The sequence below is a fragment of the Thioalkalivibrio sp. genome (assembly GCF_007692535.1).
In the GTDB taxonomy this organism is placed as follows: Bacteria; Pseudomonadota; Gammaproteobacteria; order Ectothiorhodospirales; family Ectothiorhodospiraceae; genus Thioalkalivibrio.
This window is the reverse complement of record NZ_REBW01000152.1, coordinates 1-11,568: the sequence shown is the minus strand read 5'-3', so window position 1 is coordinate 11,568 and position 11,568 is coordinate 1. Positions and strand designations below refer to the sequence as shown.

Here is an 11,568-nt window from a genome sequence, read left to right as displayed (position 1 = left end):
ACATCATCAGCTTGGAAGGCTGAGGTTCTACCATTGAACTACACCCGCAGAACCGATGCTGACCGATGCCACCGCCCGTCCGGCCCGTGGCAAAAAATCATTGGTGGAGGGGGGAGGATTCGAACCTCCGAAGGCTGAGCCAGCAGATTTACAGTCTGCCCCCTTTGACCGCTCGGGAACCCCTCCTCGATCAAGCCGCGTATCTTGCTTGATGCGTACCCCTCGCGTCAACCCCCGGTAGCGCCCGGGAAGGCCGGGGCGCGCACCGGTCCGCTCCCCAGTCTGCGCAGCAGCCGGAAGCCGGGATGCGTCCGGAGCCGCAGACCCGTGCACAACCCTTCTTTTTTCCGCGCTTAGTCCTTAAAGTGTTGACGCAAGTAACTGAGGGAAGCACTCTGAACTCCATGTCGAACGCTACCGCTTCTGCTCGTCTGCCCGGACTTGCGCGCCGCCTCGTGGATGCCGGTCTGGCAGAGTCGGGATTGATTGCGGCCCTGTCCGAGGAGGCGCGCCAACAGCAGACACCGCTGGTGGCCCTGCTGGCCACGCGCACCAAGATCTCCGAGGCACGCCTGGCCGAGGCGGCCGGCGAGGAGTTCGGCCTTCCCATCTTTGATCTCGCCGCCTTCGACCGCGAGCTGCTGCCCAAGGAACACCTCAACGAGACCCTGATCCGCAAGCACCACGCCCTGCCGCTGCTGCAACGCGGTAACCGCCTGTTCGTCGCAATCTCCGATCCCACGAACCTGTCCGCCTCCGACGAGTTCAAGTTCGCCACCGGCCTGACCATCGAGACGGTGCTGGTGGAGCACAACAAGCTCGACCGCCTGATCGAGGACTCCATCAACGCCGCGATGGCCATGATGGACGACCTCGACGAGGAAGGCTTCGGTGAACTGGACGTCGCCACCGATGCCACCGACGACCGCGAGGAAACCGGCAACGAGGGCGTCGACGATGCGCCGGTGGTGCGTTTCGTCAACAAGCTGATGCTCGATGCCGTCCGCCGCAAGGCATCAGACATCCACCTCGAGCCCTACGAGCGGGATTTCCGCGTGCGCTTTCGCATCGACGGGATGCTCTACGACGTAGGTCATCCACCGATCACCATGTCCTCCCGCATCCTCGCGCGGGTCAAGGTGATGTCGCAGATGGACATCGCCGAGCGCCGCGTTCCCCAGGACGGCCGCATCAAGCTGAAGCTGTCGCGCACGAGGGCGATCGACTTCCGCGTAAACAGCCTGCCCACGCTGTACGGCGAAAAGATCGTGATGCGCATACTCGACTCGGACGCGAGCAACCTGAGCGTCGATGTCCTGGGGTTCGAGGAGGAACAGAAGAAGCTGTACCTGGATGCCCTGAACCGACCCTACGGCATGATCCTGGTCACCGGACCCACCGGCTCCGGTAAGACGGTGACGCTCTACACGGGCCTCGGCAAACTGAACACGAACGACCGCAACATCTCCACGGCCGAGGATCCGGCGGAAATCAACATGCCCGGCATCAACCAGGTCAATGTGCATCCCAAGATCGGCCTGACCTTCGCCAATGCCCTGCGCGCCTTCCTCCGCCAGGACCCGGACGTGATCATGGTGGGGGAGATCCGTGACCTGGAAACCGCCGAAATCGCAATCAAGGCGGCACAGACGGGACACCTGGTCTTGTCGACACTGCATACCAACGATGCCCCGCAGACGCTGACCCGGCTCGCGAACATGGGGGTCCCGGTCTACAACATCGCGTCGTCCATCCTGCTGATCATCGCCCAGCGGCTGGCGCGGCGCCTTTGCCCCGCCTGCAAGGCACCGGAACAGCTGCCGGAGGAAATTCTGCTAAAGGAAGGCTTCACTGCGGACGATATAGCTTCTGGGATGACGCTTTACAAGCCCGTGGGCTGCGACCAGTGCACCGGCGGCTACAAGGGGCGTGTCGGCATCTATCAGGTGATGCCGATCTCCGAGGCCATGCAAAAACTGATCCTGCAGGGCTGCAACAGTATGGAACTGGCAGAGCAGGCGGAGCGCGAGGGAATCAACGACCTCCGGCGCGCCGGGCTTCTGAAGGCCAAGGCGGGTTTTACCAGCCTTGAAGAAATCAACCGTGTGACCACGGACTAGCGGACGCCATGGCAGATACGACTACGATCTTTTTATGGGAAGGCCTGAACAAGCGCGGAGCAAGGGTCAAGGGCGAGACCAGTGCCGACAGCGAGATCGCTGCCCGGGCTGAACTGCGCCGCAACGGCGTCAACGTACTGAAGATACGCAAGAAGCCGAAGTCGCTGTTCTCCACGAAGAAGAAAATCAAGCCCGTCGACATCGCGTACTTCCTGCGCCAGATGACGACCATGCTGAGCTCGGGTGTACCCCTGGTGCAGGCCTTCGACATCGTCGGCCGCGGGCATGAGAATCCTGCCATGGCCGCGCTGATCATGACCCTGAAGGCCGACGTCGAGGGAGGCGAGACCTTCGCCGCCGCACTGGCCAAACACCCGAGACATTTCGACGAGCTCGTCGTCAATCTCGTCGAGGCCGGCGAACAATCAGGAACGCTGGAGACGCTGCTCGACAAGATCGCCACCTACAAGGAGAAGACCGAGAGTCTGAAGGGCAAGATCAAGAAGGCCATGTTCTACCCCGCCGCGGTCGTCGTCGTGGCCATCGTGGTGACCGCGATCCTGCTGATCTTCGTGGTTCCACAGTTCGAGTCGCTGTTCGTGGGCTTTGGCGCCGACCTCCCGGCGTTTACCCGCATGGTCGTGAACCTGTCCAACTTCGTCCAGAGCTCTTGGTGGGCGATTCTCGGGGTGATCCTGCTGATCATCTTCCTGTTTACCCAGGCCCACCGCCGATCGCCCCGCTTCCGGCGGACCCTGGACATCATGATCCTGAAAATCCCGGCCATCGGCCCGATCCTGCGCAAGGCCGCCATCGCCCGCTTCGCGCGCACCCTCTCGACGATGTTCGCCGCCGGCGTGCCACTGGTCGATGCGCTGCGCTCGGTCGCGGGCGCGACCGGCAACGCCCTCTACGGGGAGGCCACCGAGCGCATGCGGGAGGAAACCGCTGCGGGCGCACAGCTGCAGTGGTCGATGCGCAACGTAGGCATCTTCCCCAACATGGTGGTCCAGATGGTCGCGATCGGGGAGGAGTCGGGCTCCCTGGACGCGATGCTGGCGAAGGTCGCCGACTTCTACGAGGAAGAGGTCGATAACGCGGTGGACAGCCTCTCGAGTCTGCTCGAGCCACTGATCATGGTGATCCTCGGGGTCCTGATCGGTGGTCTGGTGATCGCGATGTACCTGCCGATCTTCATGCTCGGCCAGGTCATCTAGTGACGGGCCCAGCCCGGCGAACCCGGAGACCAATGCCGGTCACGGGATCATGAGCCCCTGGCTGGAGGTCGTGAACGCCTGGGCACTGCCCCTGGCGGCGGTGTTCGGGCTGATGATCGGCAGCTTCCTCAACGTCGTGATCCACCGCCTGCCGCTGATGATGCAGCGGGAGTGGGAGCAGGAGGCGCGCGCTGTACTGGAGCAGCCCGACCCGACCGGGGAACCGCAGCGTTTCGACCTGTGGTGGCCGCGTTCACGTTGCCCCGAGTGCAGCCGCGAGATCAGGGCATGGGAGAATATCCCGATCCTCAGTTTCCTGTTGCTGCGCGGGCGCTGCCCCGGGTGTGCAGCACGCATCTCTTGGCAGTACCCGCTGGTGGAGCTGCTCACGGCGGCGCTCTTCACGGTCACCATCTGGCACTTCGGACCCACCGCCGCGGGCCTCGCGGCGCTGCTCTTCACCGGCGTCCTGATCGCGGCGTCGGGGATCGATGCCCGCACCACACTGCTCCCGGACCAGCTCACGCTACCGCTGATCTGGCTGGGCCTGGCCGCCAACTATTTCGGTCTCTTCACCGACCTGGAATCCGCAGTCATCGGCGCGATGGCGGGCTACCTCAGCCTGTGGCTGGTCTATCACGGCTTCCGCCTGCTCACCGGCAAGGAGGGCATGGGCTACGGCGACTTCAAGCTGCTCGCGGCCATTGGTGCCTGGCTTGGCTGGCAGGCCCTGCCGGTGGTCCTGCTCCTGGCGTCACTGGTCGGTGCAATCGTCGGCATCGCCCTGATCCTGCTGCGCGGGCGCGACCGCAACATCCCGATCCCCTTCGGACCCTACCTGGCGGCGGCCGGCTGGCTGGGCCTGATCTGGGGTGACCAGTTGCTGGCGGTCTATCTGCCGTGAACGCTGCCTGCCCCCAACTGTCGTGACGAACGCAGGCTAGCCATGTTGCGGGTGGGGCTTACCGGAGGCATCGGCAGCGGCAAGAGCCGCGTCGCGACGATCTTTGCGCAACGGGGTGCTCCAGTCATCGACACCGACCATCTCGCGCGCGCCGTCCTCGATCCCGGGCAACCCCTGCTCGCGGAGATTTTCCGGGTCTTCGGAGAGGATCTGCGCCGGGACGACGGCAGCCTCGATCGCGCCGCGCTGCGTGCACGGGTCTTCCGCGACCCGGCGCTGCGCGCCCGTCTGGAGGCCATCACCCACCCTGCCATCGGCCAGGCGATGGAAGAACGGATCGCGGGTCTCCCAACCGACACAGCCTACGTATTGCTCGTCATCCCGCTCCTCGTCGAGGTGGGCTGGCGCGACCGCGTCGACCGGGTACTCGTCATCGACTGCCCGGAACCCGTGCAGGTGGAGCGTGTGATGGCGCGGGACGGAATCGACGAGGAAACCGCCTGGACGATGGTCAGGGCCCAGGCTTCCAGAAACCGCCGGCTCCAGGCGGCCGACGACGTGATCGACAACAGCGCCGGGTCCGGCACCGCCTCACTCACGGATCGGGTGCTGGCATTGGACCACCTGTATCGCCGCCTCGCTGCCTGAGGTGGCGCCCGCGGGCGGCGACGGCTCGACGCCGCTTCATCGCGCCCCCCTCCTGCCCGGAACGGCTCGGAGCATCACCGGGGACGCGGGTGGAAATACACGGCGCACATGCCCGATACTGGACATCCACTTTCAGGATGTCATGCCTTGAGCCAGTCGACGCTGACCTTTGAACAACCGCTGCACGAGCGAGTGCGCCTGCTGCTTCGCCTCGAGGCGTTGGTGGAACGGTTCCGCAGCACCAGCCACTCGGCGCGCGACTTTGACCATCACCACGCACTGACGGTCCTGGTCGACATCTATGCCCTGGCCGGAAGGGTCGACGTAAAGCGCGAACTGATGGGTGAGATCGAGCGCCAGATCGCAAACCTGAACCGGCTCGCCTCCCAGCCTGGCGTCGATCAGGAACGCCTGACCCTGACGATGCAGGGACAGCGCCGTCTGCTGGCGCGTCTGGAGAATCAGGTCGGCGCCCTGGACCACCGGGTCAAGGGCAACGAATTCTTCACCAGCGTGCGCCAGCGCACCGCGCTGCCAGGCGGCGCCTGTGATTTCGATCTCCCCATCTATCACTACTGGCTGTCACAGCCCGTGGGCACACGCGAGGAACTGCTGCTCGACTGGTTCCAGCCGCTGGAAACGGTGGCCGAGGCCATCACCCAGGTACTGACGTTCATGCGCGCGGCCGGGAGCCCACGCAAGGTGCTGGCCCACGATGGCTATTACGAGCAGGGCCTGGATACCAATTACGCATGGCAGATGCTTCGCGTCAGCATCGGGAGCGAGCAGCAGTGCTATCCGGAGATCAGCGCGGGACGACAGCGCTTCACCGTTCGCTTCCTCGACCCCGGCGAATTTCACGACCGCCCCCGCATCGTCTCCCGCGACGTCACGTTCCAGCTGAGCTGCTGCGCGATCTGAGGCCGGGTCGCCACCGGAAATCAGTCGAGCAGGCCACGGATGCCGGCGATTCCCTGGGCGCCCACCGCCCGGAGCCGGGGGAGATCCTTCGCGGTCAGACCACCCAGTGCGTATACCGGACACGAAGCCCCGGCACACAGCGCCGCAAAGCCCGCGACCCCGATCGGCGACGCGTCCGGGTGGGTTTGCGTGGGCTCGACCGGCCCGGCGACGACGAAGTCCACCGGCAACGCCATCGCCCGTTGCAGGCCCTCGCGGTCATGCACCGACGCGCCCAACCAGCCGCTGCACTGCGGTCGCGCGGACAGCGCCCGCAGTCGCCGCTCGGTCAGGTGCCAGCCCGTGGGCGGCAGTGCGTCCAGCCAGGCGTACGGGGCGTTGACGAGGGTCTCCACCCCGTGACGGGCCGCCGCAGCCATCAGCCGGCGCGCGTAGTCGAGAAAGGCATCGCGCTCCAGGCCCGGCGCTCGGGCCTGGAGGAGGCGGATATCCCCGCGGCCGAGACGCCGCTCGACACGCTGTACGGCACGATCGATCCCCGCTGCGGACGCTGGATCCGGGGAGATCAGGTACAGCGCCGGCAGGCGCGCGGCGTTGACGATGGCCCGGCTGGCCTCGGGGAATGCCAACCCACCCAGCTCCGCGGGCTCCGCCCAGCGCATCGGTTGCCGCTCCCGGGGTCGGGCCTCGCCCCGCCAGGCGTCCACCCGGAAGACCGCCAGGTCCACGGATCGGTCACCATAGTCGTGGGTAATCGCCAGGATCGGGGCGGCCTCGAGGACCTCGACGCCCAGTTCTTCCCGCAACTCCCGTTCCAGTGCGGACCGCGGCGCCTCGCCCTCCGCGCACTTTCCACCCGGGAACTCCCAGAGTCCGGGGAGGTGGGCGTCATCGGCTCGGCGGCTGATCAGCACGCGGCCGGCAGCGTCCCGCAACAGGCCAATGGCGACCCGCACCCGTGGCTCAGGAGCGGTAGTCGGCGTTGATCCGGACGTAGTCGTAGGAGAAGTCACAGGTGTATTTGCGGTAGCTGGCATCACCGCGCGCGAGCTCGATCAAGATGTCGAGCTCGGCCTCGCCGAAGGCCTGCTGTCCGGCCTCCTCAGTATAGCCCGGGGCGCGACCACCCTCGGAAACGATCTGCACGCCATTCACGGCGATCCTGACCCGGTCGATCCGAAAATCCTCGACGCCGGACCGCCCGACGGCTGCCAGGATCCGCCCCCAGTTCGGATCCGAAGCGAACAGCGCGGTCTTGACCAGGGGCGACAGCGCCACCGCCTCGGCCACGCGTCGTGCCTCGTCCCGATCACGCGCCGAACCCACCGTCACACGCACGAACTTCGTGGCACCCTCACCGTCCCGCACGATGGCCTCGGCCAGCTCCAGGCAGAGCGCGTTCAGGGCTTCGGCGAACCGCTCCCGGTCGGCGCCGGGGCCGATCGTGACACCGCTGGCACCACTGGCGACGCAGACCAGCGCGTCGTTGGTGGAGGTATCCCCATCGACGGTAATGGCGTTGAAGCTCTGCTCTGCCGCCCCGATGAGCAGCTCGCGCAGTCCGGCGGCGTCGATGCGCGCATCGGTCCCGATGAAGGCGAGCATGGTCGCCATGTCCGGGTGGATCATTCCGGACCCCTTCGCGATCCCGGTCAGCGTGATCTCGCCCGCTGCAAGCCGAACCCTGCGGCTGCCGCCCTTGAGGACCGTGTCGGTGGTCATGATCGCCCGCCCGCCGGCCATCCAGCCATCGGGAGCCAGGCCCGAGACCAGGTCCGGCAGGGCCGCCTCAATGCGCTCCACCGGCAGAGGTTCGCCGATGATGCCGGTGGAGAACGGCAGCACCGCCTGCGCCGGCACGCCCAGCGCGCGCCCTGCGGCCACGCAGGTGGCCCGGGCCGCTGCCAGGCCGGCACTGCCGGTTCCGGCATTGGCATTACCGGCGTTGATCAGGAGCCAGCGCGGCGCGTCCGTCTCCAGGTGTTCGCGGGCCACCTGCACCGGTGCGGCACAGAAGGCGTTACGGGTAAACAGCGCGGCAATCGCTGCATCGGACCCCGCATCGATCAGCAGCAGGTCGTCACGGTCCCGATAGCGGATCCCGGCGGCGCAGGTGGCCAGCCGGATACCGGGAACCGGTGGTAACTGCGTCGGCGCCTCCAGGGCTACGGCCATCGGGACCCCTCAGCTCAGGCGGCCATGGCAGTGCTTGTATTTCTTGCCCGACCCGCACCAGCAGGGATCGTTGCGGCCCAGCTTCGGCCCCTCGCGGCGGTACGGCTGTGCGGCGTCGCCATCGTCCTCTTTCGCAGGCGCGCGCAGCGGACTGTTCGGATCCTCGTGCTTGAACTGGATGCCCTCCGGGGCGCGTGCGAAGCGGCGCCCGAATTCCTCCGCAGCGCTCTCCGAGCGCAGCTGCAGGCGGAGCAGCATCTTGATCACGTCGTGCTTGATGCGCTCCAACAGGGCCTCGAACATCGCGAAGGCCTCGCGCTTGTACTCCTGCTTCGGATTGCGCTGGGCATAGCCCCGCAGGCCAATGCCCTGGCGCAGGTAATCCATCGATGCCAGGTGTTCCTTCCATTGGCTGTCCAGGACCTGGAGCATCACGTCGCGCTGCAGGCGTTTCATCAGGTCATCACCCAGCGCCGCCCGCTTCTCCTCGATGATGGCGCGTGCCTTGTCGACGATGCGTTCGCGCAGGGGCTCCTCGTGCAGATCCTGCTCGCTGTCCAGCCATTCCTGGATCGGCAGCTCCAGGGCGAATTCCGAGACCAGAGCCTTGGTGAGACCGGGGATGTCCCACTCGTCCTCGACGCTCGCCGGCGGCACGTACTGGCTGATCGTGGCGTTGATCACGTCGCGCAGCAGCGCATCGATGGTGTCCGAGATATCGTCGGCGGTCAGCAACTCCGCGCGCTGCTCGTAGATGACCCCGCGCTGATCATTGGCGACGTCGTCGTACTCCAGCAACTGCTTGCGGATGTCGAAGTTGTGCGCCTCGACCTTGCGCTGCGCGTTTTCGATCGCGCGGCTGACCCAGGCGTTTTCGATTGCCTCGCCCTCCTCCATGCCCAGGCGCTGCATCAGGCCGCGCACCCGCTCGGAAGCAAAGATGCGCATCAGGTTGTCTTCCAGCGACAGGAAGAAACGGCTCGACCCCGGGTCGCCCTGGCGCCCTGAACGCCCGCGCAACTGATTGTCGATGCGGCGAGACTCGTGGCGCTCCGAGCCGATGATGTGCAGACCTCCCGCCGCGACCACAGCCTCGTGGCGCTTCTGCCACTCCGCCTTCACCTGTTCGACCTTGGCCGGGTCCGGATTCCCGCCCATGCCTTCGAGTTCCGCCTCGAGCCCGCCCCCGAGCACAATGTCGGTGCCGCGGCCCGCCATGTTGGTGGCAATGGTCACCGCGCCTGGGCGGCCGGCCTGGGCGATGATGTGCGCCTCCCGCTCGTGCTGCTTTGCGTTCAGGACCTCAAACGGTATCGCGGTCTTCTTCAGGGCTCCGGCCAGGCGCTCGGAGGCCTCCACCGAGGCGGTGCCCACCAGCACCGGCTGCCCGTGCTCGACGCACCAGCGGATCTCCTTGATGATGGCTTCGTATTTCTCGTCCTGCGTCAGGTAGACCAGGTCCTGCATGTCGTTCCGGTTCAACGGCTTGTTGCCCGGAATCACCACGACCTCAAGGGCGTAGATGGTCTGGAACTCGTAGGCCTCGGTATCGGCGGTGCCGGTCATCCCCGAAAGCTTGTCGTAGAGCCGAAAATAGTTCTGGAAGGTGATCGACGCGAGCGTCTGGTTCTCCTGCTGGATCGGCACGCCCTCCTTGGCCTCGATGGCCTGGTGCAGCCCCTCGGACCAACGGCGGCCCGGCATCGTGCGCCCAGTGAACTCGTCGATGATGTAGATCTTGCCGTCGCGCACGAGATAGGCCACGTCGCGCTTGAACAACGCGTGGGCACGAAGGGCCGCGTTCAGATGGTGCAGGATGGGGATGCTGGCCGCGTCGTACAGCGTCTGCGACTGCTCCAGCATCCCGTGCTCGTGCAACAACTGCTCGACCCGTTCCTGGCCTTCCTCACTGAGGAAGACCTGCTTGGCCTTCTCGTCGACGTAGTAGTCGCCCTCGGACTCCTCGTCCTCCTGCGGCTTCAGCTGCGGCACGACGGTGTTCATGCGCATGTACATCTCCGAGCTGTCGCCGCTCGGCCCCGAGATGATCAGTGGCGTGCGGGCCTCGTCGATCAGGATGGAGTCCACCTCGTCGACGATCGCGTAGTTGAGCCCCCTCTGTACGCGGTCCTCGGCACGGAAGGCCATGTTGTCGCGCAGGTAGTCGAAACCGAATTCGTTGTTGGTCCCGTAGGTGATGTCTGCGGCGTAGGCCTCGCGGCGCGTCGCGGGCCTGAGCCGCGGGTAGCCCTCGCCTTCCGGATGGTAATCGGGGTCGTAGAGGAACGAGGATGCGTCGACACCCAGGCCGCCGGAGCTGTTGATCACGCCGACCGAAAGCCCGAGCGCATGATAGAGCCGGCCCATCCAGACGGCGTCGCGGCGAGCCAGGTAATCGTTGACGGTGATGACGTGCACACCGTCACCTGACAGGGCATTCAGGTAGCCGGTCAGGGTCGCGACCAGGGTCTTGCCCTCACCGGTGCGCATCTCGGCAATGCGGCCGTCGTTGAGTACCATCCCGCCGATCAACTGCATGTCGAAGTGTCGCATCCCCAGCGCCGGCTGACTCATGGCCCGGCAGACGGCGAAGGCCTCGGGCAGGAGGCTCTCCAGGGATGCGCCGTCCTGCAACCGCGTCCGAAACTCGCTCGTCTTGGCCGCCAGTTCCGATTCGGACAGGCGCTCGGTTTCGTCGGTCAGCGCGTTGACCATGCGCACGACCTTCATGTACCGCTTGATGGCGCGGTCGTTGCGGCTGCCGAACAACTTGCGTACGAAACTGGTGACCATGAGAACCCACGAAATGAATAAGATGAAAGCCGGATAGGATAAACCATCCGGGTGCGAAGTTCCCGGTGAGGCCGCGCGGACCCAGGAGCAACCCAGCAGCGTATACTCGCGGTCGGGAACAGGAATCGGTACCACACATGCCCAGCGACAGCAGTGAAGCAGGTCGACGCTCCGCACCCCGGCTGCTCGCCCGTTACATCGATCCGGCCTGGCGCCAGCGCTCAAAGGGCGATGCCGATCTCAAGCGGGATCTAGAGGGCGTGCTCGGCCAGTACCTCGAACAGGGTCGCATCGACCTGGCGACGATGGGGGATACGCTCATCATCGCCTGCCGCGACCGCGGCAGCGCAATGGAACTGCGTTTTCTGGAGCGCGAGATCCGCAAGATCCTGAGCGCCAGCGGACAGGCGGAAATCCAGAAGGTACGGACGATGCTGTCACGCGAACGACCGGACCCGATGGCGCGCGCATCGATACCGGTACCGCGCAGCATACCGGCCGCCGCGAGAAAGTCACTGGAAATGGCGGCCGCCGGCATCGACGATTTGCGCCTGGCCAATGCACTGCGCCGATTGGCACAGGCCGGGGCTGACTTTCATGGCCCTGCACCGCCGCTGACGATGAAAAGCCGCAAACGGTAGGTCGGGTCAGCCCATAGGGCGTAACCCGACAGGTCTCGCACCCACCGATGGCCGCAAAACAGCGTCGGCCCCGGCACGTCGGGTTACGCTACGCTAACCCGACCTACGGAACTGCACCGTGACTTTGACGTTAACCGGTCAGGGTCTGG

At 65.7% G+C, this 11,568-nt stretch carries 9 protein-coding genes and 1 tRNA gene; 6 read left to right on the top strand and 4 right to left on the bottom strand.

Annotated elements, in window-relative coordinates; all coding sequences use genetic code 11:
• Positions 1 to 101: 101 nt before the first annotated feature.
• A tRNA-Tyr gene (locus EA346_RS08620) sits at positions 102 to 186 on the bottom strand.
• A gap of 218 nt (positions 187 to 404) precedes the next feature.
• Here EA346_RS08620 and pilB point away from each other — a divergent pair.
• From pilB to zapD, 5 genes are all read left to right on the top strand, one after another.
• The gene (gene pilB / locus EA346_RS08615; protein WP_296757587.1) at positions 405 to 2,120 is read left to right on the top strand and encodes a type IV-A pilus assembly ATPase PilB; all 1,716 of its coding nucleotides are present in this window, start codon (positions 405 to 407) and stop codon (positions 2,118 to 2,120) included.
• An 8-nt stretch (positions 2,121 to 2,128) separates the two neighbouring features.
• Entirely contained in the window at positions 2,129 to 3,337 is a 1,209-nt protein-coding gene (locus EA346_RS08610; RefSeq protein WP_296757586.1) for a type II secretion system F family protein, read from the top strand.
• Positions 3,338 to 3,386: 49 nt separating this feature from the next.
• Positions 3,387 to 4,241 carry an A24 family peptidase gene (locus tag EA346_RS08605; protein WP_296757584.1) on the top strand — a complete coding sequence of 285 codons (855 nt, stop codon included), beginning with the start codon at positions 3,387 to 3,389 and terminating at the stop codon, positions 4,239 to 4,241.
• A gap of 42 nt (positions 4,242 to 4,283) precedes the next feature.
• Complete coding sequence (coaE, locus tag EA346_RS08600; protein WP_296757583.1) at positions 4,284 to 4,889, top strand: dephospho-CoA kinase; 606 nt, start codon at positions 4,284 to 4,286, stop codon at positions 4,887 to 4,889.
• A gap of 147 nt (positions 4,890 to 5,036) precedes the next feature.
• Positions 5,037 to 5,810, top strand: coding sequence for a cell division protein ZapD (gene zapD / locus EA346_RS08595; protein ID WP_296757580.1), 774 nt, complete (start codon positions 5,037 to 5,039; stop codon positions 5,808 to 5,810).
• Between the two features lie 20 nt (positions 5,811 to 5,830).
• On the opposite strand, the gene EA346_RS08590 is transcribed toward zapD, so the two are convergent.
• Genes EA346_RS08590 through secA form a run of 3 tightly spaced genes read right to left on the bottom strand, consistent with a single transcriptional unit; the run spans position 5,831 to position 10,778 of the window.
• Positions 5,831 to 6,766 carry a Nudix family hydrolase gene (locus EA346_RS08590; protein WP_296757579.1) on the bottom strand — a complete coding sequence of 312 codons (936 nt, stop codon included), beginning with the start codon at positions 6,764 to 6,766 and terminating at the stop codon, positions 5,831 to 5,833.
• A gap of 7 nt (positions 6,767 to 6,773) precedes the next feature.
• Positions 6,774 to 7,985, bottom strand: a complete 1,212-nt coding sequence (argJ, locus tag EA346_RS08585; protein ID WP_296757577.1) for a bifunctional glutamate N-acetyltransferase/amino-acid acetyltransferase ArgJ — start codon at positions 7,983 to 7,985, stop codon at positions 6,774 to 6,776.
• A gap of 9 nt (positions 7,986 to 7,994) precedes the next feature.
• A complete protein-coding gene (secA, locus tag EA346_RS08580; RefSeq protein ID WP_296757574.1) occupies positions 7,995 to 10,778 on the bottom strand; it encodes a preprotein translocase subunit SecA in 2,784 nt (927 codons plus the stop codon).
• 137 nt (positions 10,779 to 10,915) lie between these two features.
• Here secA and EA346_RS08575 point away from each other — a divergent pair, with 137 nt between their 5' ends.
• Positions 10,916 to 11,419: a DciA family protein gene (locus EA346_RS08575; protein ID WP_296757571.1), complete on the top strand. Its 504-nt coding sequence runs from the start codon at positions 10,916 to 10,918 to the stop codon at positions 11,417 to 11,419.
• Positions 11,420 to 11,568: the final 149 nt, after the last annotated feature.

Excerpts from the sequence above, each read along its gene's own strand:
- pilB (WP_296757587.1), top strand. The coding sequence starts at position 405 with ATGTCGAACGCTACCGCTTCTGCTCGTCTGCCCGGACTTGCGCGCCGC.
- EA346_RS08605 (WP_296757584.1), top strand. The coding sequence starts at position 3,387 with ATGAGCCCCTGGCTGGAGGTCGTGAACGCCTGGGCACTGCCCCTGGCG.
- coaE (WP_296757583.1), top strand. The coding sequence starts at position 4,284 with ATGTTGCGGGTGGGGCTTACCGGAGGCATCGGCAGCGGCAAGAGCCGC.
- secA (WP_296757574.1), bottom strand. The coding sequence starts at position 10,778 with ATGGTCACCAGTTTCGTACGCAAGTTGTTCGGCAGCCGCAACGACCGC.
- EA346_RS08610 (WP_296757586.1), top strand. The coding sequence starts at position 2,129 with ATGGCAGATACGACTACGATCTTTTTATGGGAAGGCCTGAACAAGCGC.
- argJ (WP_296757577.1), bottom strand. The coding sequence starts at position 7,985 with ATGGCCGTAGCCCTGGAGGCGCCGACGCAGTTACCACCGGTTCCCGGT.
- EA346_RS08575 (WP_296757571.1), top strand. The coding sequence starts at position 10,916 with ATGCCCAGCGACAGCAGTGAAGCAGGTCGACGCTCCGCACCCCGGCTG.